Raw genomic sequence first — 22905 nt, 5'->3', positions numbered from 1 at the left:
GCCTCATATCAACCGCTCCTTGCGACTGGTGAGCCATGATCTGCTTCAAGTGTTCGAGTGTCTTGCCGGCGGCACCGCTCGCTGGCCGTTGTTCTTGTGGGGTGGCGCCGGTGGCGGCAAAACCTGCGCGGCGCTCGCGCTCTGCGACATCGCGGCGACGGCCGCCTTCTGGGAACTCGATCGGCTGGCGAGCTTCGTCGTGCAGCGTAGCGACGAGGTCGATTCGGAATTGCGACGGCTCGCCGAAAAGGAGCTCATCGTGATCGACGAAATCGGCACGCGATTGAAGAGCGGCGACCTGCACTATGCGACGCTCAAGATGGCCTGCGACGTCAGGGAGCAGCACGCGAATCGAGCGATGATCGCAATCTCGAACGTCGCCCCGCACGACATCGAGGGAATCTACGACGATCGGATCGCGAGCCGGCTCTTGGCCGGAACCGTGTTCGAACTTCGCGACGACGATCGACGGGAGGCCCGATGAGCACTTCCACCTCAACGACCAAGGATCGAGTGTTGCCTCGCTCGCTCGAAGCCGAGAAGGGGCTGCTCGGCTCGATGATGCTCGATCCGCGTGTGATCGACGACGTCGTGCTGACGGTCAAGGCCGAGCACTTTTACCCGCCGTCGCACAAGATAATCTTCGCTGCGATCAAAGGCCTCAACGACCGGAATAAGTTCATCGACATCACGTTGCTGGTCGAGAACCTGAAATCATCAAGAGACCTCGAAGCGATCGGCGGCGTGTCGTACCTGATGGAGATCGCCGAGAGCCAACCGACGGCCGCCAATGCCGTGTGGTACGCCGAGATCGTTCGCGAGAAGGCTATCGCGCGGCGCGTGATCGAAATCACGAGCGATGTGCAGAGAGCCGCTTACGACGAAGACGGCGACAGTCGCGAATTGCTGGCTCGTGCGCAGGATGCTCTCGCCGAAGTTGCCGAAGGACGTTCGGCATCCGAACTCGTCACGACGTCGGAAGCCGTAACCGCAGCGGTCGAAGCGTTCGCCGAGCGAAGCGACAACGGCGTGCCGACGGGTCTCGATTCCGGCTGGCCGATGGTCGATCGGTATCTCGGCGGCTTGCGAGCCGGCGAGTTGATCATCGTCGCCGCTCGGCCCGGTGTCGGTAAGACTTCTTGGGCTCTGAATCTCGCCGACCATGTGGCAAGCGAAGGGGCGCACGTGCTCTTCGTCTCGCTCGAAATGACACGACGCGAGCTCGGGGAACGGCTGCTGTCGTCACGTTCGGGCGTGCCCCTCGGCGTGATTCGTCGCGGCTCCAAGAACGTCGACAATCGCCGCGCTATCATCGAAGCGCAAGCGGACTTGGCGCCGCTGCCGATCACGTTCGACGACGCGCCCCAACGTTCGATGGCCGACATCGCTGCGGCAGCGCGACGCGTCAAGCGGCAAGGGAAACTTGCGCTCATCGTGATCGACTACTTGCAGATGATCGAGCCCGCAGACCGCCGGTCGCCGCGGCACGAACAGGTCGCGACGATCTCCCGCCGGTTGAAGACGCTGCCCCGCGAACTACGCGTGCCGATCGTGTGCCTCGCGCAATTGAACCGCGACGTCGAAAAGGCCGCCGACCATCGGCCACGGCTGTCGCATCTACGGGAGTCGGCGCAGATCGAAGCGGATGCCGACGTCGTGCTCTTCGTCCACCGCGAAGAGTTGTTTCGTCCGGACGATCCGGACCTGCGCGGCCGTGCCGAACTCGTCATCGCCAAGCAGCGCAACGGCGAAACCGGAAGCGTGCCGCTCCGATGGAACGGCGTAACGACTACGTTCCTCTCGATCGACGAGAGCGAAGATCAAGACAGCGAATCTCAAGGATTTATTTTCACGTGATCGATTTTTATAGACCAAGGAGATTTACGATGCCGCCTATCGACGACCAGACCGTGCCCGAGGATGTGACCCTGACCGAATCCGATCGACTTGAGACCGCGCCTGACTTCGATCGCTCGGCCGAACTTGCCTTCGTGTCGGCGATGTTGCGAGGCCCACAACACGCGCGACACTTCGTCGGGATTCTTCTGCCGTCCGACTTCGCCTGCGAGGATTGCCGCCGGTTATTCGAGATCGAGCTGACGGTGTTCCGCACGACGGGCGGTGTCGATCCGGATGCGATCGCCGCGAGTTGGACTATCGACCCGTTGTCGCGCGTCCATCCGTCGACCTGGAAGACGGTGATTTCATGCGTGACGACGACGAGTAATTTCTTGCCGGCGGCTAGAACGATCATCGAACACGCTCAGCGTCGCGAGTTGTTCGAGGCCGGAATCGAAATGCAGATGGATGCGCAAGGCAGCGATCTCGGCGTCGCGGTCTTCGACGCCGTGCAAGCGATCAGCGTTCTTTCGCAGCGCTGGTTCCACGTGACGCAGACGCTCGATCGCTTGGAGCGCGAAGCGGCTTGCGAAACCGCGTGACTTTTTTCCATTGTTCGTGTTATCATCCCAAGGTTGCTGCAAAAGGATTCTTTCAATGGCCTTCCGAAACTCACGGCGCGACCGCGCCGAACTTCTGTACGGTACGCTGCACGGCCCGCAACTCGACGGTGACGCCCGCCAAGCGGTCGTCGACCAGAACGACCCGGTGCAACTCACGCTCGACGCCCGGGGCAACCTCCGCGGCAACATGGCCGAGCTCTTCGATCACGATGAGCAACGACTGGCCGCGGTAGATTCCCCATTCCGATCGTCCGGTCGGGACACGGCCGGCGGCGCTCCAACATCGGATCGGCACGCGACGATCGAGCTGATGCGTTCGACGGGGATGCCGGTTCCGAAAATGGAATGGAACTACGAGACGAACCGGGCCACGCCCGTCGCGCCGCGCAACGATGCCGGGCAACGACCGCTGACGACGCTCGAACTGATGCGCAGCACCGGCATGCCGATTCCCGCAGCGACGCTTACCGGCAACCATGCCATCCTCGACGGCATGCTCGGCGACCAAGCCCGTCGCGAACGCGAGGCCGCGAACTACAAGCACGCGTTGCCGCAGTTCATGGGCGGGAATACCGCGGCACCGCTCGACGCCGAAACGGAACAACGCTTGGCCGACATGCGGCAACCGATCTCGAACAGCGGGCCCGACTTCGACCCGAACGGCGCGCGGATGACGAACTTGCGTGCCTCGCAACGTCCGCCGACGGCTCCTTCGACGCCGCTGCCGGCGAGCGCCGACTTGCTCGACGAGATTCGCCGGAAGCGGGAAGCCGATGCCGCGGCGACGCTCGAACGCCGGTTGAACATGCCGACCGAACAGCGCGATCGGATCCAACAGCAAGAGGCCGACATCAAGGCCCGCGGCCGAGCGGTGAACGACCAAGGGCGGCAGATGCAGGAACAGAACGCCCGGGCCGACGCGAACGTGACGAATCAGGCGATGGCGGAACGGTTGGTGCGGGCTCACGCGGCGGTCGGCCAACGGCTCTCGCCGACGCAAGCCCGATTGATGATCGAGTCGGGAATGGTCGGTCCTGCGATGCGTGACCCTTCGGCACCGACGCGACAGGCATCGGTCGATCCTATGTCGACTCCCGGTTTCGCGGCGAACTTCCCGGGGCAGTACGCGACGCATGCAGCCGCGACGACGCAGCGTGACATCGCGAAGCAGAACAACGCGCTGGCGACGGCGAACGCCGATTTCGAGCGACGCAAGGCGATTGCCGACCTACATGGCGGATGGGCTGCTCGCGAAATACTTCACCTGAAAGAAGAGAAGGCGACTGCGCTGCCGGCGCGACAAGCGGAGATCGATCGGAAGATTCGCGAAATCGAACAACAAGCGATTGTTCGAGCGATCGAAACCATGAACGGCGGGACCATGAGCCCGGGGCAACCTTCAACGGGCCTGCCTCTCACGCCGGCCAGCTTATCGCTACCGAGTCAGCAATCCAGCGGCACCGGCCCTACCATCGATCCGGGGAAAATCAGTCGTTTCCCGGTCGCCAAGAACGCCGCCGAGAACGCCGCCGAGATCGCCGCTGCCGCCGGCAACTTTCAACCGAGCTTTCCCGACTTGGCGCCGGCGTCGGGATGGGACGATTCCCGTCTTCTCGAAGTGACCGCGCAAGATCACAAGCCGCGCGTGCCGTGGAACGACAAGAACAAAGACGGCGTTCCGCAAACCGATGAAGTCGCCAACGAAAACGATCTGCGCTATTACCTTGGGCAGGTTCACACGAAGCCGATTCTCGACAAGATGTTGAAAGACGCGAAGAACGCGAACACCGTGACCGGGCCCGAACTCCCCGGCACGATGTATCGCTACTTGAAGAACAAGTTCGGCAACCAATACGGCGAGGATGCCGTGCGCTGGGTCATGGCGCAGCATTATGGTCGTCCCGAATGGATCACCGATTACGGCACGTATCGCGACGCGTTCCTCGCGCCGAAGAAGCCGGCGGGGAACGAACCGCGTATGGTCCTCGGAATGCCCGGGTCGTTCGTCCCCTAACGATCAGCGTTAAATAGAGCGGTCGCTCGGCTTGGTCGTGAGAAGCGTACCGTGCGGAGCGGCCGCCGGCTTGGGAACGAGCGCCGCGCGATATTGCTTCAGTTGTTCGCGCAGCCTTTCCAGATCCAGCTTGGAACGTTCCCGCATTTCGAGGTTCAGGGCTGCGTCGTCGCGATCGCGGGCGGTTTGAAAGCGGGCGTCGTAATGCATCACGTGCGTCTCGGCTTGAAGGATATGGAATTCCAACGCCGAGATCGTTTGTTCTTCCTGCGACGGCGGTTGCCACGGCTTCCAGTTCATCGGCTTCGGCCCTCCGCTTGTCGAGCTCCAGCCGTCGGCATCGACGGTGACGCCGGGGGAACGTGGTTCGGTACAACCGACGAGGAACAGGGCGGCGACGGTGCCGATGAGGCTTCGCATGATTCGAATCTCCAAAGGTTGTGCTAACTAAGTTCAACTTCAACTCGTCCGACCCTCGGCCGTTTTCCACCGCGGCCGAGGGTCTTGCGTTTCATGGACCGGCGCTACGCTACGTCCGGGCTCGATTCGCCCGACGGTGCATAGGTGATCGCCAACGGACGCGACGCTAAGCCGAGCTCGCGCCAGACGATGGCCGAAGCGGCTTCCTTTCCGGCCAGCGTGATCGAAGTATCGAGATAGCTTTCCCTCGTCACGCTGCGGTCACTGTGCCCGAGCGCTTCGGTCGCATCCCCGCCGCCGGCTTCCAAGAAACTCGCGAAGGTTCGCCGCAGACATTGCGGCTTGAAGCGACGCGAGTCGGGCAGCCCCGCGCGTTTCAACAGCGCCGTGTAATGGCCGTAGAACGACGAGGTAATATCCTTCCACGGCACGGCGAAGATTTTCCCTTCTCGCTCGGTATAACGCCGCAGTTCTTCCAGTTGTTCCACGACGTTCGGCGGCAAGCGATATCGTGCCGCCTTGCGTTTCCCTTTCCGAACTTGCGCGGGAACCGAGAGGGTCAACCCTTGCAGCCACTCCCAGCGCAGGGACAACATCGCTTCCGTGCGCTCGCCGGTGACGATGCAGAGAGCGTGGAACGCACCCCACCAAACGCTCCGCGGTGCGGCGCCGAACGTCCCGGTTGCTTCACGACACGCCCTGAAAAGCTGACTCACTTGCTCACGTTGCCAGCAAGTCGGCAGCGTCTCGGCCGGATTGATCTGCGGAATGTCGAGGAATTCGGGGATATGCCGCTTCCGTGCCGCATAGTTCGACAGCGCTACGATCTTGTCGCTCTCTTTGTCGACGGTCTGATGCGCTAGTCCGCTCGCCAACCTCGCTTCGAGAAAGCCGCAGATCGCTTCTTCGTTCAGATCGGCAATCGTCGGCGTCCGTTGCAGGTAGTCGCCGAACCGATCGAACGACATGAGATACATGACCGAAGTCCTCGGCGACTTCCCCAAGAGCTTTCTGGGACGATAAACCTTCGCGAAGTATTCGTAGAGGCTTTGCGGGCTCCCCGGTTCCGTAGCGAGAGAACGCCACTTCCCCGTCTCGGACGAGCGAGCTTTTCTGATCTTGAGAACCGGCTTGGGTGTTTCCTGCCGTTCGGCCGCCGGGCTCGAATGCACGGCATGCGATTCCGGTAGTACATCATGCAGCGGTTCCGGCGAGGCCTTCTCGATCATCCCTGGGGTTTGGCGTAAATACTCTCCCGTTCCGGTGAGACCCGCCGCTTCGATGAGTTGCTTGAAGATCTTATAGAAGTGGCGGCGTTCGAGGACGCGAAACACGAACGGGCGCGTGCTTGGATTCGTGGCGAGGATCGCCTTACGCGTTACCTCCGAGATCGTGACCGAGTACGTTTTCCCCCGCTGATTACGAACGATGAGCGGGCCGTCCGCTGCGATGTCTTCCGCTCGGAGCTGGAAGAGCGTTCCCGATCGTAGGCCCGTATCGTAGGCCGTCAGAATATACGCACGCCAAAAGTCGGCCCGCCGGAGCCGCTTGCCGCGGAACTTCCCGGTCTCTCTCTCGGCCTCTTGGAGAAGCCGCTGGATCTGCTCGCGGCCCCAGCAGCGCGTGGCCCGTTGGAGCGCTCGTTGTCGTTCCAGCTTGAGAATCCCTCGCGGGTCGAGGATCGCAGGCTCGAAGTCGATGGCATGCCGCCAGAGAGTTAGGAGCGTCGCCTTAGCCCCGCGAGCGGTGTCGGGACTCTTGTCGTCGCAGACGAAGCGTAGGAACGCATTCACAGGTTCCTGAGTTAGATCGGCGATCGTCGACGGACGTTCGAGCCAACGGTCGAAGCGACGGATGTGAATGCGATAGCCTTTGGCCGTGCTTTGCTGAATCGATCGATCACGTAGATAGCATTGCTCGAAGAAGTCGGCGAGCGTCGCCGACATGGTGAAAGGGAAAGGTTCGAGGTCGGTATCGGTGGACATAGATTTCTCTCGAAAATAAGACGATGGAAGTTGCGAAGTCGGTGGCGCAATCGATTCAGTCGCGACCCATCGACAACACGTCATGAAGCCTCGTCGAGCGGATCCGAGCGAAATAACCGCTGAGCCCGGCCGACTTCACCAGCGCCCGAAACCAGCCGCAGAAGTTGCTCCGGTCGAGCACGCCGCCGAAGATCAGCACGGCGCCGGGACGTCGAAGCGTGTCGATCGCCGCGAGGGTTTCAGGACTGAGAACGATCGTCCGTTCCTTAGACGTCTTTCGCTCGGTCCAAGTGATCGATCCGTCGGGGGCGATGTCTTCGAAGCGCCAATGCGCCACGTCGCCGAGCCGCACGGCGGTTTCGTAAGCGGTTCTTACCAGCGCGCGGGCATAGGCGGATTTCGTCAGGCCGTCTCGGAATCGTCCGGTGAGCGAATCGCAAGCGGTGTACAAACGGGCGAGTTCTTCGGTGGTCCAAATGTGAGATCGCATCGGTTTCTTCTTTCTTGAGTCAGTGGGTAACGGATAGTTAAGGCATGTGCCGGAGCTTCGAACGGGAACAGCTACGGACAGGGGCCATCAGCGGCGCGCGATGCCAGTTCGGCTTCAGACGATTGACGGCGAGATCGACCATCCCGAGGGAAAAGCAGGTCTCTTGAATCTCGATCAAGTGCTCGACGAACAGCGCGAGCGTGCGGGGATCGGCGTCGTCGCACGTCGCCGGCCGGCCGAGGAACTCGTCGAACAACCGCGCAATGCGCAGCAGTTGCGACGCCGAGGAAAGAACCTCGAAAACGTAAATTTGCGACCCGTAGCAATTCATGGCGAACCTCATTTCAGGTAGGGGAAAAGAGGTTACTTGCCGACGGGCTTCACGATGTGCAATCTCTTGGCGTCGATCGATAGCGGATCGGTCGCGGACATGACGCCGTCCGGAATGAGCATGAGCATTTGGTGCCACGGCTCGATGTCGAGGATTTCTCGCGCGTGCAATTTCGCCTGATAGGGAATATCGATGCGGAGCGGCACAGCGGAGTCGAACATCAGCCGCCCGCTGCGCAGGCACTTAGCGAACGTGCCGACGATCGTCCCATGCGTTTGCGAGGTGAAGACGTAGCGCAGGCCGGGGACTAATTCGACGACGGGGACACTTGGTAATTGCTGATCAAGATTCATCGGTGGTTCCGTTCAGGGAGAAGTTGCGCAGAAGGTTGGAAAGAGAGAGAGCCACGCGCGAACGAACGGCGCGCTGCCGCTCGACGCGTAGGAAGCGAGGCCGCCTGCCAAGCCGGCCGTCGACGATCGAGCACCGCGCGCAGCGATGCCGAGGGATGTCACGAACGAGAGCGCGGGAAACTATCCGACTTCGGACATGACCCGTTTCGCCAAGCCGCTGTCGCGCTCGGCGTAGATCTGCGTCACGTCGGCCTTGGAGTGGCCGAGAATGACCTGCGCAGCTTCCAGCCCGTAGGCCTTACGAACGTCGGTGCCGGTACTGTGGCGCAGCTGGTAAGGGAACCAGTGCGGCACGTAACGCACGTCCGGCGGCATCTCCTCATTCCGAGCCGCTGCCTCGTTACGCGCCGTCTCACGGGCCGCGGCGTCGGCCTTGTCGCAAGCCCGACCGATTGCGACATTCAGCGCCCCGCGGCCGTAGCGCTCGCCCGGCTTCCAATCCGGATGTCGCTTTCGATTCGAGCCCGGCTTATTGCCGCACGACATCGGCGTAATACGCTTCTCGTGCAACAGCGCACGGCGCCGAGCGTCCCCTTCGGCCGGACTGAAACAGTAGTCGACGGCGCCACGCAGTAGATAGGGAGCGAGGATCGCCTGCGCCTTCGGCCCTACGAAGATGGTGCGCTGGTGCCCCTTAAGATCGGATTTATGGCGTAGAGGGTGATAGGTCCAGACGTCCCCCGTTCGATCGATCTCGCGAGGCCGCATGTTGCGCAGCTCACCGGGCCGGCAGCCAAGCAGCCGTAGCAATCGGATCATGTCGTCGATCACCGGCGGCAAGAACGGCAGCGTAGCTTCGACGACGTCATCGGCGACCGGTTGAACTGCGGCATGGTCCTTGGCCGCCGTCCGCCCCCGCTTAAGCCCTGAGACGGTCTGTAGCGCGTGATAGACCGCAGGCGGGAGCATTTCTTCGGACACGGCCCACTTGAAGCAGCGGCGAATGATATCGATCTGGTCGTTCACGTAGCGACGGCTGCTGCCGGCGCCGATCAGTTGATGCTGCAAAGCCTTGAGAGCAAGGGGCCCGAATTCACACGCGGGCGTCTTACCGTAGGGCGAACTCCCGAGAAACCGCATGACCATCACGACTTTGTCGTAGGTCACGGTCGATTGCCCTTCGCGAGCGTAATAACGCTTGGCGTAACGCTTGTAGGCTGCCGTGAGCTCGACGATCGTTAGATCGCCTGAATTCGGCGTAGGCGGTGCGCCATCGCTGGCGATCCATTCGAGCATCAGCCGTTTATAGGCCTGCTTGCTCTCGGGTGAGCCGTGCTTGCCGAGATAGATATCGCGGCCGTGGATGGTTACCACTGCTAAGCCGCGGCCCTTATGAAGACGATACGAGGGCTGCCGAGGGGACCTGTTGTTAGACACGAGGCGACCTCCGAAAAAAGCGAATTCCGGTACTGTACCGGCGCACTCGATTTCAAACGGGCCGCGCTGCCGAACATCGGCAGGTTACTTAAGTCGTCGTATCGGCTGAACTTCCAACTAGAGCGGGTGATGGGGATCGAACCCACGACAGCAGCGTTGGGAACGCTGTACTCTACCACTGAGTTACACCCGCACTTATCACTTCCAGTATAACTCGGCGGCGAACGGTCGCAACCGGCGGTTGCTTGACACGTCATTTCCGGCGACTGACACTATCGCTGTCGCAAAGCCGAGGTCGTCGAGATCGTTCGTCGCTCGCGATTTGCGGACCTGCCGAAGTTCTCTCGCCTCGCTCTTGATTGTTCCGTCTTGCAACGCGCGGCGGCCCTGCCTGCGCTCTTCGTTTCGTCGTTCTGCACACATTCGTCGGGGCGTCCCGTACCGCTACCGAATTCTCGTTCATTCGCTTCCTGCTCCGAGGAGACCGTCGTCGATGTCTTTCCATCTGCTTTCTTACCGAGGCCGGCTTATGTCCGGCGTTTTCGCCGCTGCCGCTCTCGGCTTCTGCGGCGTCGGAGATGTTTCGGCCGCCGAACTCGGCAAGGCGAGCCTCGTCGTCGAAGGGGTCGTGAATCCTGAGTCGGCCGTCGTCGGCGCGGATGGGCGCACGTATGTTTCTTGCATCGGCGAACGAGATAAAGACGGCGATGGGATCGTCGCGGTCGTGGTCGACGGCAAGCCGGTTCCCTTTGCGACCGGCTTCGACGACCCCAAGGGTATCACCGCGATCCGGGAGCGCCTGTTCGTCACAGATAGGACCCGCGTCTGGGCCATCGATCGCGACGGCAAAGCGACGGTCTTCGCGGCGAAAGAATCGTTTCCCGTCGAGCCGCTCTTCCTCAACGACATCGCGGCCGACGAAGGAGGTACGCTCTACGTCTCCGATTCCGGCTTGAAAGAGGGGGGAAAAGGAAAGGTCTTCGCCATCTCGAGCGACGGCAAATCGACGCTCGTCGTCGATGAGACGAAGATCGCGGGCTTGAAACGTCCCAACGGCGTGCTCATCGGCCGCGACAAGAAGCTGCTGCTTGCCGACGTGTTGAGCGGCATTCTCTATCGCATTAAGTTTCCGAGCGGTGAAGTTGAAACGGTTGCCGAAGGGCTTGGTGGGCCCGATGGGATCGTGGAAGACGGAGCCGGGAATTTGTTTATCGGCGATGTGCGCGGCGGCAAAGTGTTTCGCATTCTGCCCGGCAACTCGAAGCCGGTCTTGATCGCCGAAGGATTCACCTCGGCAGCCGATATCACGCTGGCTTTGGATGGCAAATCGCTGCTGGTGCCCGATACGAAAGCCGGCAAGGTGTTCCGGCAGCCGATCGGACCGGAGACGGTCGTGGTGCCGACGGTGCGCGACTTGAAGAATCCGGAATCGGCCGCTTGGTCGGCCGCCGACAACACGCTCTACGTCACCGTGATCGGCGAGTTCGACAAAGACGGCGACGGCCTCGTGATGGCGTATCCGCCGGGCAAGCCGGGGAAGGTGTTCGCCCAGGGGCTCAACGATCCGAAGGGAATCGTGATCTACAAAGACGAGTTGTACGTCACCGATAAGACGCGCATCGTGAAGATCGACAAAGCCGGCGTCGTCTCGGTGGCGCTCGAGGAAAAGGAATTCGATCCGAAGCCGACCTTCTTGAACGACATCACGTTCGACGAGGAAGGAAGTTTCGTCGTCTCCGATTCCGGCGACGAAAAAGGCAAGGGGGCCGCGGTGTACGGAGTGATCCTCGAGGCGGGCTTCCTGAAAGGAGCTGCGCCGATCTTCGACCCGACGATCTCGCCGCTCGTGAAACGCCCGAACGGCGTCCTCTTCGACACGAAGGGGAAAGTCCTGTGGGTCGTCGATTTCGAAACCGGCGACTTGCTCCGCGCGGCGATGAACGTCGAAGCGCCGAAGCTCGAAAAGATCGCCTCCGGCTTTCCCGGCGGCGATGGGCTCGTGCTCGATGCCGAAGGAAATCTTTATATCAGTTCGTGGAAGACCGGCGAACTCTGGGTCCTGCCGAAAGATGCAAAAGAAGCGCGCCTCATCTCGAATCAATTCGTCTCGGCCGCCGATATTTGTCTCGACGTCAAGAACGGCCGGATCATCGTGCCTGACATGAAGGCCGGCACGATCACGGGTATTCCGCTGCCGACGAAATGCACGGCCGAGAGCGTCGACTCGACGCCGGCTGCGGTCCGTATCGAGAATGCCTTCCCGGAGTTGACCTTGGAACGGCCGATTGCGCTGACGAATGCCGGCGACGGTACGAACCGGCTCTTCGTTATCGGCCAGCGCGGGAAAGTCTTCGTATTTCCGAACGAGAAAAGCGTCAGTGAACCGACCGTGTTTCTCGATCTTGTCGCCCAAACCGCGCCATTCGAGAAAGCAGCCGAAGAAGGACTGCTCGGGCTCGCCTTCCATCCTAAGTATAAAACCAACGGCGAGTTCTTCGTCTTCTACACTCCGCTCGAACAACCGCGCCGTTCGCGCATCTCGCGCTTCAAAGTCGATCCAAAGAACCCTAACGCCGCTGATCCGAAATCGGAAGAAGTAGTGATCGAAATCGCACAGCCGTTCGCAAACCACAACGGCGGCACGATCGTCTTCGGGCCCGACGGCATGCTCTACATCGGCATGGGGGATGGCGGCGGCGCGGGAGGCGATCCGCTCGTCAACGGGCAGAATCTCGGCACGCATCTCTCGAAGATCTTGCGCATCGACGTCGATCACAAGCATGCCGGCCTCGCCTACGCTGTGCCGAAAGATAACCCGTTCGTCGGCCGCGAAGGGGCGAAGCCCGAGATTTGGACCTACGGCATGCGCAACCCTTGGCGCATGGCGTTCGACCCCGCAACCGGCGACTTCTGGGCCGCCGACGTTGGGCAAGGGGTGTGGGAAGAGATCAACCTCATCACTCGCGGCGGCAACTATGGTTGGAGCCTGGTCGAAGGGTTGCATCCGTTCAAGCCGGTCGCCGAACCGAAAGACCCGTTGGTCGCGCCGATTTGGGAGTACCACCACGAGCTCGGAAAATCGATCACCGGCGGGAGCGTATATCGCGGCAAGCTCGTGCCGGAACTCGTCGGACATTATCTCTATGCCGACTACGTGAGCGGCCGCGTCTGGGCCTTGAAGTACGATCGCGATACGAAGAAGGTTGTCGCGAATCGACCGATCTTCGGCAACGTCGCTCCGATTACGTCGTTCGGCGAAGATGAGAACGGCGAAGTTTATTTCGTCACGATCAACGGGGGCATCTTCAAGTTCGCGAGCAGTAAATAGGAAATGCAAAAGTGAGAAGGCAAAATGCAAAACTCACATTCGTAACCCATCGCCGCTGCTTTGAATAAAGCCGCTCCCATGGTTCGCTTGCGATTTCGCGGGCGCTCATAGCCGCGCAATACGGCGTCGTTATAATGCGGCGCGTTCGACGCGCCCGCACGTTGACGTACTCATCGCCTCCAAAGGAGTTCGCCTCATGTCGATCCAAGGTTGGGCCACCGTCGGTCCGAAGAAGCCGCTCGAACTGTTCGAGTTCGATCCCGGTCCGCTCGGGCCGGACGATGTCGAGGTCGCCGTCGAATACTGCGGCCTCTGTCATTCCGATCTTTCCACCGCGAACAACGATTGGGGCATGACGACCTACCCGACGATTCTCGGTCACGAAGCGGTCGGTCGTGTCGTCGCCGTCGGTTCCGATGCCAAGGGGCCGAAGGTCGGCGATCGGGTCGGGGTGGGGTGGACCGCGAGCAGTTGTATGCATTGCCGCGAGTGTTTGGGGGGCGATCAAAATCTTTGCTCGAACGCGATCCCGACGATCTACAAACATCAAGGCGGCTTTGCGAATCGCGTTCGCGCCCATTGGGCCTGGACGATTCCGCTGCCGGAGAAGCTCGACGTCACGTCTGCCGGCCCGTTGCTCTGCGGCGGCGTCACGGTCTTCGCCCCGCTGGCCACGTACGGCATCCAAGGCCCGCACCGCGTCGGCGTCGTCGGCATCGGCGGGCTCGGTCACATGGCGTTGAAGTTTGCGAGCGCTTGGGGTTGCGAAGTGACGGCGTTCACCTCCAGCGACTCGAAGGCCGATGAGGCCCGCAGCTTCGGCGCGCACAACGTCGTCAACAGCCGGAACGTCGACTCGATGAAGTCGATCACCGGCAAGCTCGACCTACTGCTCGTTACCGTGAACGCGACGCTCGATTGGCCGGCTCTCCTGACGACGCTGAGACCTAAAGGACGAATGCATGTCGTGGGGGCGGTGCCCGAGCCGATGGGAATTCCGGCGTTCTCGTTGATCTTCGGCCAGAAGAGCGTCTCGGGCTCGCCGACCGGCAGCCCGACGATGATCGCCGACATGCTGGAGTTCTGCGCGCGGCATCAAATCGGCCCGCAAGTCGAGCACTTTAAGATGAGCGACGTCAACGCGGCGATGGAACGATTGGAGTCGGGCAAGGCCCGCTATCGCATCGTGCTCGATGCGGATTTCTCGAAGAGTTGATCACTGCATCCGAGCGGCATCATCAGCCGGAGGGCGTTAGCCCCCGGTTCGAGAGCGATGTCGATTACGCCTCACAGTGAAGTAGTAACAGTGAAGTAGTAACCGGACGCTAACGCGTACCGGCTAATTAGTTCTCTCACTTTGATCGAGCAACCATGAGACGTCTCACCATCCCGGTCGTCGTACTAAGTCTTCTTTGTGCCGGAAGTGCCGGTGCCGACGATGCGAAATTGAATACCGCGAAGCCGGTCGCGGCAGGGCTTCACAGCGATATCGAATTCGCCAAGGTCGGCGACGTGTCGCTCACATTGGATGCGTTCGTGCCCGAGGGAGAGGGGCCGTTTGCGACCGTCATCTTCGTTCACGGCGGCGGCTTTACTCAAGGGGATAAGCAAACCTATATCAAGCCGTTGTTCGAGCCGATCGGCAAAGCCGGCTTCACATGGTTTACGATCAACTACCGGCTCGCGCCGCAACACCGTTGGCCGGCCTGCGCCGACGACGTCGCCACGGCAATCCGCTGGGTGAAGGCCCATGCGAAGGAATATCGGGTCGATCCGAAGCGGATCGCACTCGTCGGCGAATCGGCAGGGGGGCATCTCGTCTCTTGGACCGGTACGAGCGACGACGAAAGCTTGCGCGTCGCAGCGGTCGTGCCGATCTACGCGCCGCACGACCTCGAATGGCGCGTGAAGCATAAACAGGAACTCGGCGGCCCGATGAAGGCCCTCTTGGATCTTACGGAAATGAACGACGAAGCCTTTCGCAAACTGCACGACGCTTCGCCGAGCAGTCGCGTGCGTTCCGGCCTTCCTCCTTATCTCTTGATCCACGGCGACAACGACGCGCAGGTCCCATACGAGCAGTCGCCGATGTTCCAAAAACAAATGCAGGCCGCGGGCAACACGTGCGATCTCATCACCGTGGCCGGCGGCGAGCACGGGATGGGAAAATGGAAAGCGCTCGGCTCGGATTATCAAGAGCAACTCATCGCTTGGCTTCGCAAGACGTTGAAGTAATCGCCGCTGCGTCGCGGCCGTTTTCTCTTACGACACCCCTCTTATCGATCAGCTTTATTATGTTGCGCATCTCGTTGGTCATCGGCTTGCTCTGTTCGTTTCTGGTTGCCGACTCGCGCGCCGACGATGCCGCCGTCGCAACGCAACTTGAAGCCCTCGGCGGCAAGGTTACCGTGAAAGAGGGTTCCGTTCGCGAGATCTTCTTTCGCGATTCCTCGAAGCTCGGCGATGCGGAGTTTCGCGCGATCGGCAAGCTCGCGCACTTGAAAACGCTGACCCTCTACGGCAACGTCAAAGGGCTCGACGATACGACCCTTCCGCATCTCGCCGGCCTGCAAGAACTCGAACAAATCGGCCTCGACGGCGCACGCCTTTCCGACGACGGGCTGAAACATTTCGCGGCCCTCAAGGGCCTGCGCTTCTTATCGTTTTTCCATCTCTCGTTTCGGCTCGAAGGGTTTACGGGCGTCGGCCTTGCCGCCTTGAAGGAGTGTCCGAAGTTAGAGCGGTTGACCGTCGCCGGCATGTCGATGGGAGACGCCGGCTTCGCAGCCATTGCGACGATCACGCAGCTCCGCGAACTCTCGACTTGGCACACTTATCAAAGCGAGGCGGCCAATCAGGAAATCGCGAAGTTGACGAACCTGCGAGCGCTCAAGATGGGCCAGCGCCTCCCTTGGGGCGGTGGCAAAGCGGTGTCGCTCAGCGATGCCTCGCTGCCGACATTCGCGACGATCAAGACGCTCGAAACGCTGAGCATCGGCGAGGCACATTTCACCGTCGCCGGCCTGGCGGCGTTGAAATCGCTTCCGGCGCTGAAGAAGCTCGAACTTTGGCAAACGGATATGTCTGCCGAAGAGGTCGAAGTCGTCAAGAAAGAGTTTCCCGACGTGAAGGTCGATTGGAAGCCTTTGACCGACGAACAGCGAAAGTCGCTCGAAAATTACTTGAAGCAATAGCCGCACGTTCCGATTAGAATTGCCGAATCCCCGCCCCCCATTCCCGCCCTCTGCATTCGTGAGTGACTCGCCATGGCCTACGCGTTCGATCGTCGCGATTTTCTTAAAACCGGTGCCGCGTTCGCTTCATGGACGTTGCTTTCCAACGGCGCGGTCGGCGCTCGAGCCGTGTCGCCGAACGGAAAGCTCCGCACCGCACACGTCGGTGTCGGCGGCATGGGTGGTGCCGACTTAAGCTCCATCGCGAGTCACAAGCAAGTGGAAGTCGCGGCGCTGTGCGATGTCGACGCGAAAAATCTCGCGGCGGCCCTGGCGAAGCATCCCGGCGCGAAGACGTTTCGCGATTATCGCGAGATGATCACGACGCTCGGCGACACGATCGATGCAGTCGTCGTTTCGACCCCCGACCATACGCATGCGCCGGCTGCGATGACGGCCTTGAACCACGGCAAGCCGGTCTATTGCCAGAAGCCGTTGACGCATGAAGTGTTCGAGGCGCGGCAACTCCGCCTAGTGGCCGAGAAGAAAAAACTCGTCACGCAGATGGGCATTCAAGTTCATTCCAGCGCCGTCTATCGTCGCGCCGTCGAGATGATTCAAAGCGGCGTGATCGGCAAGGTGAGCCAAGTGCATGCTTGGTCGAACAAGAACTGGGGCTACGACGGCGGAGCGTTCCAAGCAACCCAGCCGGTGCCCGAGTCGCTCGATTGGAATCTCTGGCTCGGCACCGCGGCGGAGCGGCCGTATGCGGCGGGTGCGTATCATCCCGGCAACTGGCGCAAGCTCGTCGACTTCGGCACCGGCACGCTCGGCGACATGGGCGTACACATCTTCGACACGCCGTATGCCGCGCTCGCGCTCACCTTTCCGAAGTGGGCCAAGACCACCTGCCGCACGCCGACTAATATCGGCCACCCGGAAAAGAACATCGTCGAATACGAATTCCCCACGACGAAGTTCACCACCGAATCGCTCTCGTGGAAGTGGTACGACGGCGGCTTCGCTCCGCCGAAGCTCGAAGACTTGCATCTGCCGGCCTCGGCGAAGGTGCCGGCCGGCTTCCAACTGCCGGGCCAAGCCGCGCTCTTCGTCGGCGAAGGGGGCGTGATGCTCTTGCCCCACGTTTCCGAACCGCTGCTGTTTCCTCAAGAGAAATTCGCCGACTACAAACGGCCTGAGGTCGGATCTCAAAGCCATTATCATCAATGGGTCGACGCCTGCCTCGGCACCGGCAAGACCAGCGCCGACTTCGCCTACGCCGGTCCCCTTACCGAAGCGCTGTTGCTCGGCGTAGTCGCCAATCGCTTCCCGGATACGAAGCTCGAATGGGACGCCGCGAAGCTCGAAGTCACGAACCTCCCCGACGCGAACAAGCTCTTGCGCCGCGAGTATCGCAAGGGATTTGAAGTCGAGTCGTTGGCGTAAGCGGAAATGGAGCGCAATGTGACTTGATGAAGTTCTCGACTCGTGTGGCGTCCATAGTGTTTCGGCGTGTTAGCTAGAGTGGAAGATCCGAGAATTCTGCGCTACTACCCCGGACTACGGCCGACCTAATTTTCGTCTACCTCGACCACGAATCGCACGCGCGCACCTAAGGCATGCGCGAAGTTTTCGAGTGTTGCCACGGTCGGATTAGTCACTTGACCATTCTCTAGTCGGCTCAAAGCGGCTCGATCGATACCCGACTTCTCGAAGACTTGGCTCAAGCTTAGGCCTCGCTTTTGACGTAGCTCACGGAGCGTTCCGAACAACTGCATCAATTGCAAGTAGTCGCCATGCGAGGTCGGCTCATCCGCTTGAGCGCTTTCGACGAGACTTTGCAGCGACGGTTTGGTTGCTTGATACTTGGCGCGAATTTTCGCGTCGCGCGCTGCTTGTTCGTTCGTTATCGGCGCGGATCGTCGTTTCTTGTCGATGCTCATCGGTATCGCCTTCCCATACTCTCGGGTGCTTCAAAGGCCGTGATCGGCCGCATCGTTATTGGATCGTCCATGATGTGTTCCCAGACGACGCAGATGTGCTGTCCGTGCGCATAGCCGAAAGTCAGCATTTCGCCGCTCGAGTTACTGATCGTGGTTTTGCTTTTTGGATCGAATAAAACCGTTTCGACATCGTCCTTGGTGAAGCCGTGCTCCTCGATGTGTTGCACATTTCCTCGCGGGTCGTCATCCAAATCCCAAACGACATGAACGTCTATGCATACATACCCATTGGATCGGACGATGACCGATTCGCTGTTGATTTATTATACAACACCCATGGCCGTTTCAACGTAAATGTGAGCTTCCCGTCGCTCTCTGCCTTGCTCGCCGGAGTATTAAACCTAATCAGTAAAAGGATATGCAACGATTTATCGGGTATTTTGACATCCTTCTTCGAGGCGTTTGCCGCCGCAAGCTCTGGTGACGTTCGACGATGGGCGGGTTATATTTAATATCCCGCCATAAGATATCGGTTCGTCCCTGCCTCGCCTCATACTCTCTCTCTTCAGCCCGCCTTGAGGTCTTGCCTATGTCCGCCCGCCGCTTTGCGTCGTCGTTGGAAGCGGCTGCTTGGACTCGGCGCCGGTGGCTCCAGGCCGGAGCGTTTGGCTTGCTCGGCGTTTCTTCGCCGCGATGGATGTCGCACCTTGCCGCCGCGGCCGAACCGGCGGCTTCCGGTAGTCGTCCCGATGCGAAGGCGAAAAACGTCCTCGTCATCCTCGAGCAAGGGGGAATGTCGCATCTCGACACTTGGGATCCGAAGCCCGAGATGGTCGCCGAGCATCGGAGTCCCTACAAGCCGATCGATACGAACGTGCCCGGCATGCGCTTCACCGAGCTCTTGCCGAAGACCGCGCGCCTGGCCGACAAGCTCGCCGTCGTCCGTTCGTTTCATCATAAGAAGGCGGGTGCCGACGCGCATCCCAACGGCACGCAATACGTTCTCTCGGGCGCACATCCCGGCAACCCGATCTTGATGCCGGACATCGGCAGCGTCGTATCGAAGATCGTCGGGACCAAGAATGCCGCGTTGCCGCCGTATGTGATGGTGCCCGGCAACAATGAGCAGAATGCCGTGACCGCGACCGGATACTTATCGCAAGGCTATCGTGTGTTCAAGACCGGCGGCTCGGACCTCTCCGACCCACGCTGGAAGGTCGGCGATCTGTTGCCGCGCGAAGACAACACCGAAGCCCGGATGAAAACTCGCCGCTCGTTGTTGCACGAATTGAATCGCTCGTTCGTCACCACCGACCCGACGCCCCGTCCGCTCGCCGGGATGGATCGCTTCTACGATCAAGCGTTCGATACCCTCACCAGCCCCGACGTAACGCGAGCCTTCGACGTGCAAGGGGAGTCGGCGGAAGTGCGCGAGCGTTACGGGGCAGGACACCGCGGCGCTTGTTATCTGATGGGGCGCAAGCTCATCGAGTCGGGAGTGCGCTTCGTCACGGTCGATACGCGCTGGCCGCGCAAGCCCGAGATGCAGGGGGGCGGCAACCTCAACTGGGATCATCACGACTTCATCTATGCGAAAGAAACGTGCGAGCTGCCCGGCGCCAGCGGAGCCGGTGCCGGTCGCTTCGGCATTGCGCATTGGGTGATGATGGGGAGCGTCGATCAAGCTTACTCCGCGCTGATCGAAGACTTGGATCGGAGCGGTTTGCTCGCCGAAACGCTCGTCTGCTTCGTCACCGAGTTCGGGCGCACGCCGAAGATCAATAAGTTTCAAGGACGCGACCATTGGCCGCACGCCTATTCGATGGTCTTCGCCGGAGCCGGAGTGCGCGGCGGGCAGATCATCGGCCGAACCGACGACGAAGGGGGCTACCCGGTCGGCGCAGGCTATACGCCCGAAGACTACGCGGCGACGATCTACGAAAAGCTCGGGATCGATCGTGATCGTCCGCTCTATACGGAAGCGAATCGCCCGATCTATTTCGGCCACATGGGGGAGCCGATTCCGGGCTTGCTGTAGCAGCGCGAGGTCGGCGGGATGCACTACCCTCGCTCAGCCCGCGAGCTTCGCGATCGGAATGCGCAGAAAGAACAAGGCCGGGCCTCCTGTTTGCTTCGGGTCGATGTCGTAGAACACGACGCCGATCGTCTCCTTGTCGAGTTGCACCGTGCGTGGGCACGCGCGGCCGCCGATCGCTCGCCCGGGATCATAGTAGGTGTAGTGCGAGCCCCACGTCAGGCCATCGTCGCGCGAGATACGGTAGCGAATGCTTTCGCCGCCGACTCCCGGCCCGAGAATCTCGGAAGCGAGTAGCCAACCGTTCGCCAGGCAGACGAGTTCGTGCCGCCAGCCTTGGTCCTTGAGATCGGGAAACTTTTCGATGGGGGTCCAGTTCTTTCCGTCGTCGGTCGAGCGAAGGCCGGCGCCGCTGACGAACGTGCCGCGCGGCGTGCGCACGATCGGCACCAGCCCATGCACGCGACCGTCGCCGAAGGGAACGCTTGTCGTGGTTTTCGGATCGAAGAGTATCGTCTTATCCATCAGCGAAACGAGCCAACGATCGCCCGCGAGTTCGACGACCGGATGACGAATAATGCTCGGGACCGTCGCCTCGCGCGGCATGGCTTCGGCTTCGCTCCAGGTAACACCGTCGTCGCCGGAGAAGGAATAGAGCACCGACCGCGGTTCCTTTTCCGTCGTGTCGGTGTCCCATCGATTCCAGCAATGCAGCAATCTGCCGTCGCTCAATGTCGTGAGCGAACCGGGATAGTACGACTTATCGACCGTCGGCCGAAAGGGTTCGGAAACGGTCCACGATCGTCCGCCGTCGGTAGAACGCGAGACGCGTAGGTCGCGATGATTGACATGGCCGTAGATGACGACGAGCGTCCCCTTCGACGAGAGACACACCGAGGGATGAATGTGCCCATGCAAAGGCTTCGCGATACGCACAGGCGTTAGCTCGGCGGAAATCGTGGCTGTCGCTGAAGGCGCTTGCGGCGCTTGAGCGACCAGCAAGAGACCGAGCATCGTGAGCGAAAGCGACATAGATACGGCTCCCAATCGCGAGAGGTGGGGGGCGGGCTTACGAAGGCGGGATGATTCGCGAACGGCAGGCATCGGTTACACTTCACGAATCAGCGGCGCATTCTAGTCCTCGGTGGCGGTGCTTGCAGCAGAGTGCGTCGAGATTTCATTTGAAACGGAACGACATCCGATGACGAATCTGTTTTCGATCGCCTATAGCCGAACATGGGCGATCACCATGTTTTTAAGCTTCTGGAGCACGGCGTCGGCCGTTGCGCAAACGAACATCCATGAGTTGCCGTCCGATCTCACGGTGCCTGCCGTTGTCGAGGGAGTGCCCGAGGCCGGCAAGCGTGTGCAACAGCGCAACGTCGGATTCGAAGACGGTGGTATCTATCACGCGCTCTACTTGCCGCCGGATTGGAAAGCGGGCGAGAAGTATCCGGTGATCGTCGAGTATCCCGGCAACGGCGGCTACTCGAATGCGCTGGGAGATCGAAGCGTGGGACGGGTCGAAGATTGCAAGCTCGGCTACGGAATTTCCGGCGGCCGGCGCATGATTTGGGTGAGTCTGCCGTTCGTCGATCTGAAACAGCGCAAGCACGCGCTGAATTGGTGGGGCGACGCAGACGCCACGGCCGCGTATTGTCGCACGACCGTCGAGCGCATCTGTGCCGACTACGGCGGCGACCGAGACGCAGTGATCCTTACCGGCTTTTCGCGCGGCGCGATCGCTTGCGGATATATCGGCCTGCGCGACGACGCCACCGCGAAACTCTGGCGCGCGATCATCGCACATAGCCATTACGATGGTGTCCGCCGTTGGGGATTTTCCGACGACGACGAGGCCTCGGCCGCGAAAAGGCTCGTGCGCTTTCACGGCAAGCCGCAATTCATCTCGCACGAAAAATCGATCGATGACACGGCTGCCTATCTCAAACGTCATGACGGTCTCACGAGCACGACATTGCTGGCGATTCCCTATCCGAATCACAGCGACGAATGGGTGCTCAAGGATATTCCCGAGCGAAAGCAACTGAGAACGTGGTTAGATAAGGTACTCGCCCCGACTACTCGATAACGACGTCTCGCCCTTCCGGTTGCCTGCTTTCGCGGCGAGTCCAACCTTGCTCGGTGCGATGAAATTGCTCCGTCAGGAACGACGCGAAGATTCCTTCCGCCGGGCGCCAGGTGTAGCGATCGATCGTGATTTCCGCAGGTTCGATGCGGAGTAGGTTGAAGGAGTTGGGTTCTTCGCGCACGCGCGAGGAGGTCGTCGTCGCGGCTTGCACCACTAGGGCCGAGAAATTCTCAATCGGATAGCGAGCCCGCGTGTCGCCGGTATGAGCAATGTGGTAGTGCCCGGCCAAGAGCAAGTCGACGCCGCACTCGGCGAGCGCTTCCATCGCCGGTCGCGCTCGGCCGACGATGTCGTCGTCGTCGAAACGACGCGGAAGATCCAACGGATGATGCGTGACGAGAATCTTGGTCGTGGTCGATGGAGCGCCGCAAAACGAGCGTCGCATGAGGTCGATCTGCCGCTCGTTGATCCGGCCGTTTTTCCAAGTTAAGGAACGGGCCGTATTGATCCCTTGAATGATGAGCTCCGAGTCTTCGTAACGGGCCTCGAGCTCGGTATCGATGTATTTGCGATAGTTGGCAAGAGGCGTAAGAAAACGTGCGGCGATGTTGTAGAACGGCACGTCGTGGTTGCCCGGCACGATGAGTTGCGGCTTCGGCAACGCGTCGAGAAAGCGACGAGCTTCGCGAAACTCCGACGCATGCGCGCGCTGCGTGAGATCGCCTGAGACGACGATCACGTCGGGACGAACTTCATGCGCCGCGCGAATCAGCGGTTCGACGGTCGCTTGATCGACGCGGCCGAAATGGATATCGGAAATATGAATCAGCTTGCGAGTCATC

The 22905-nt window shown here is 60.7% G+C and carries 21 protein-coding genes and 1 tRNA gene; 11 read left to right on the top strand and 11 right to left on the bottom strand.

Translation table 11 applies throughout. The features are described from left to right. The 4 genes from K8U03_06905 to K8U03_06890 form a co-directional block, all read left to right on the top strand. Positions 1-484 (top strand): hypothetical protein (locus K8U03_06905; protein ID MCE9604620.1); only part of this gene is annotated, 484 nt, incomplete at its 5' end. Next, positions 481-1857, top strand: a complete 1377-nt coding sequence (gene dnaB / locus K8U03_06900; protein ID MCE9604619.1) for a replicative DNA helicase — start codon at positions 481-483, stop codon at positions 1855-1857. The genes K8U03_06905 and dnaB, both read left to right, overlap by 4 nt. Positions 1858-1886: 29 nt before the next feature. Continuing rightward, positions 1887-2441, top strand: coding sequence for a hypothetical protein (locus tag K8U03_06895; protein MCE9604618.1), 555 nt, complete (start codon positions 1887-1889; stop codon positions 2439-2441). Positions 2442-2496: 55 nt separating this feature from the next. After that, positions 2497-4476, top strand: coding sequence for a hypothetical protein (locus K8U03_06890; GenBank protein ID MCE9604617.1), 1980 nt, complete (start codon positions 2497-2499; stop codon positions 4474-4476). A 9-nt stretch (positions 4477-4485) separates the two neighbouring features. Here the strand turns inward: K8U03_06890 and K8U03_06885 are convergent, their stop codons facing one another. The 7 genes from K8U03_06885 to K8U03_06855 form a co-directional block, all read right to left on the bottom strand. Next, positions 4486-4896, bottom strand: a complete 411-nt coding sequence (locus K8U03_06885; protein MCE9604616.1) for a hypothetical protein — start codon at positions 4894-4896, stop codon at positions 4486-4488. 104 nt (positions 4897-5000) lie between these two features. Continuing rightward, positions 5001-6881 (bottom strand): tyrosine-type recombinase/integrase, encoded by a 1881-nt coding sequence (locus K8U03_06880; GenBank protein ID MCE9604615.1) that lies wholly within the window; start codon positions 6879-6881, stop codon positions 5001-5003. A gap of 55 nt (positions 6882-6936) precedes the next feature. Continuing rightward, a complete protein-coding gene (locus K8U03_06875; GenBank protein ID MCE9604614.1) occupies positions 6937-7371 on the bottom strand; it encodes a site-specific integrase in 435 nt (144 codons plus the stop codon). Positions 7372-7408: 37 nt separating this feature from the next. Beyond that, on the bottom strand, positions 7409-7702 hold the full coding sequence (locus K8U03_06870) for a hypothetical protein (GenBank protein MCE9604613.1): 294 nt from the start codon (positions 7700-7702) through the stop codon (positions 7409-7411). Positions 7703-7734: 32 nt separating this feature from the next. After that, the gene (locus K8U03_06865; protein MCE9604612.1) at positions 7735-8055 is read right to left on the bottom strand and encodes a hypothetical protein; all 321 of its coding nucleotides are present in this window, start codon (positions 8053-8055) and stop codon (positions 7735-7737) included. A 180-nt stretch (positions 8056-8235) separates the two neighbouring features. Further along, on the bottom strand, positions 8236-9492 hold the full coding sequence (locus K8U03_06860; GenBank protein ID MCE9604611.1) for a site-specific integrase: 1257 nt from the start codon (positions 9490-9492) through the stop codon (positions 8236-8238). A 121-nt stretch (positions 9493-9613) separates the two neighbouring features. Continuing rightward, a tRNA-Gly gene (locus K8U03_06855) sits at positions 9614-9685 on the bottom strand. 336 nt (positions 9686-10021) lie between these two features. Between K8U03_06855 and K8U03_06850 the strand changes: the two genes are divergently transcribed. The 5 genes from K8U03_06850 to K8U03_06830 all read left to right on the top strand — a co-directional run bounded on the left by K8U03_06850 (position 10022) and on the right by K8U03_06830 (position 17439). After that, positions 10022-12820 (top strand): PQQ-dependent sugar dehydrogenase, encoded by a 2799-nt coding sequence (locus K8U03_06850; GenBank protein ID MCE9604610.1) that lies wholly within the window; start codon positions 10022-10024, stop codon positions 12818-12820. A gap of 196 nt (positions 12821-13016) precedes the next feature. Beyond that, positions 13017-14036 (top strand): NAD(P)-dependent alcohol dehydrogenase, encoded by a 1020-nt coding sequence (locus K8U03_06845; protein MCE9604609.1) that lies wholly within the window; start codon positions 13017-13019, stop codon positions 14034-14036. Between the two features lie 155 nt (positions 14037-14191). After that, positions 14192-15055 carry an alpha/beta hydrolase gene (locus tag K8U03_06840; GenBank protein ID MCE9604608.1) on the top strand — a complete coding sequence of 288 codons (864 nt, stop codon included), beginning with the start codon at positions 14192-14194 and terminating at the stop codon, positions 15053-15055. Positions 15056-15114: 59 nt separating this feature from the next. Then, a complete protein-coding gene (locus K8U03_06835) occupies positions 15115-16014 on the top strand; it encodes a hypothetical protein (protein ID MCE9604607.1) in 900 nt (299 codons plus the stop codon). A gap of 72 nt (positions 16015-16086) precedes the next feature. Continuing rightward, a complete protein-coding gene (locus tag K8U03_06830) occupies positions 16087-17439 on the top strand; it encodes a Gfo/Idh/MocA family oxidoreductase (protein MCE9604606.1) in 1353 nt (450 codons plus the stop codon). Between the two features lie 125 nt (positions 17440-17564). Here K8U03_06830 and K8U03_06825 read toward each other — a convergent pair whose 3' ends face one another. Further along, the gene (locus K8U03_06825) at positions 17565-17771 is read right to left on the bottom strand and encodes a helix-turn-helix domain-containing protein (GenBank protein MCE9604605.1); all 207 of its coding nucleotides are present in this window, start codon (positions 17769-17771) and stop codon (positions 17565-17567) included. Positions 17772-17932: 161 nt separating this feature from the next. Further along, entirely contained in the window at positions 17933-18163 is a 231-nt protein-coding gene (locus K8U03_06820; GenBank protein ID MCE9604604.1) for a BrnT family toxin, read from the bottom strand. Between the two features lie 362 nt (positions 18164-18525). Here K8U03_06820 and K8U03_06815 point away from each other — a divergent pair, with 362 nt between their 5' ends. After that, a complete protein-coding gene (locus K8U03_06815) occupies positions 18526-19974 on the top strand; it encodes a DUF1501 domain-containing protein (protein MCE9604603.1) in 1449 nt (482 codons plus the stop codon). A 33-nt stretch (positions 19975-20007) separates the two neighbouring features. Here the strand turns inward: K8U03_06815 and K8U03_06810 are convergent, their stop codons facing one another. Continuing rightward, positions 20008-21003: a glycoside hydrolase gene (locus tag K8U03_06810; protein MCE9604602.1), complete on the bottom strand. Its 996-nt coding sequence runs from the start codon at positions 21001-21003 to the stop codon at positions 20008-20010. 217 nt (positions 21004-21220) lie between these two features. Between K8U03_06810 and K8U03_06805 the strand changes: the two genes are divergently transcribed. After that, positions 21221-22063: a hypothetical protein gene (locus K8U03_06805; GenBank protein ID MCE9604601.1), complete on the top strand. Its 843-nt coding sequence runs from the start codon at positions 21221-21223 to the stop codon at positions 22061-22063. Here the strand turns inward: K8U03_06805 and K8U03_06800 are convergent. Then, positions 22053-22904, bottom strand: a complete 852-nt coding sequence (locus K8U03_06800; GenBank protein MCE9604600.1) for a metallophosphoesterase — start codon at positions 22902-22904, stop codon at positions 22053-22055. The two genes, K8U03_06805 and K8U03_06800, sit on opposite strands and share 11 nt — an antisense overlap. Position 22905 lies beyond the last annotated feature (1 nt).

Source organism: Planctomycetia bacterium (assembly GCA_021413845.1).
Taxonomy (GTDB): Bacteria; Planctomycetota; Planctomycetia; order Pirellulales; family PNKZ01; genus PNKZ01.
Note: the sequence above shows the minus strand (reverse complement) of the source record. Positions and strands in the feature narration are given on the sequence as shown.

Coding starts and splice junctions, on each gene's coding strand:
- K8U03_06810 (MCE9604602.1), bottom strand. CDS start 21,003: ATGTCGCTTTCGCTCACGATGCTCGGTCTCTTGCTGGTCGCTCAAGCG.
- K8U03_06850 (MCE9604610.1), top strand. CDS start 10,022: ATGTCCGGCGTTTTCGCCGCTGCCGCTCTCGGCTTCTGCGGCGTCGGA.
- K8U03_06830 (MCE9604606.1), top strand. CDS start 16,087: ATGGCCTACGCGTTCGATCGTCGCGATTTTCTTAAAACCGGTGCCGCG.
- K8U03_06870 (MCE9604613.1), bottom strand. CDS start 7,702: ATGAATTGCTACGGGTCGCAAATTTACGTTTTCGAGGTTCTTTCCTCG.
- K8U03_06845 (MCE9604609.1), top strand. CDS start 13,017: ATGTCGATCCAAGGTTGGGCCACCGTCGGTCCGAAGAAGCCGCTCGAA.
- K8U03_06835 (MCE9604607.1), top strand. CDS start 15,115: ATGTTGCGCATCTCGTTGGTCATCGGCTTGCTCTGTTCGTTTCTGGTT.
- K8U03_06815 (MCE9604603.1), top strand. CDS start 18,526: ATGTCCGCCCGCCGCTTTGCGTCGTCGTTGGAAGCGGCTGCTTGGACT.
- K8U03_06805 (MCE9604601.1), top strand. CDS start 21,221: ATGTTTTTAAGCTTCTGGAGCACGGCGTCGGCCGTTGCGCAAACGAAC.
- K8U03_06865 (MCE9604612.1), bottom strand. CDS start 8,055: ATGAATCTTGATCAGCAATTACCAAGTGTCCCCGTCGTCGAATTAGTC.
- dnaB (MCE9604619.1), top strand. CDS start 481: ATGAGCACTTCCACCTCAACGACCAAGGATCGAGTGTTGCCTCGCTCG.
- K8U03_06840 (MCE9604608.1), top strand. CDS start 14,192: ATGAGACGTCTCACCATCCCGGTCGTCGTACTAAGTCTTCTTTGTGCC.
- K8U03_06895 (MCE9604618.1), top strand. CDS start 1,887: ATGCCGCCTATCGACGACCAGACCGTGCCCGAGGATGTGACCCTGACC.
- K8U03_06885 (MCE9604616.1), bottom strand. CDS start 4,896: ATGCGAAGCCTCATCGGCACCGTCGCCGCCCTGTTCCTCGTCGGTTGT.
- K8U03_06890 (MCE9604617.1), top strand. CDS start 2,497: ATGGCCTTCCGAAACTCACGGCGCGACCGCGCCGAACTTCTGTACGGT.
- K8U03_06825 (MCE9604605.1), bottom strand. CDS start 17,771: ATGCAGTTGTTCGGAACGCTCCGTGAGCTACGTCAAAAGCGAGGCCTA.
- K8U03_06875 (MCE9604614.1), bottom strand. CDS start 7,371: ATGCGATCTCACATTTGGACCACCGAAGAACTCGCCCGTTTGTACACC.
- K8U03_06880 (MCE9604615.1), bottom strand. CDS start 6,881: ATGTCCACCGATACCGACCTCGAACCTTTCCCTTTCACCATGTCGGCG.
- K8U03_06800 (MCE9604600.1), bottom strand. CDS start 22,904: ATGACTCGCAAGCTGATTCATATTTCCGATATCCATTTCGGCCGCGTC.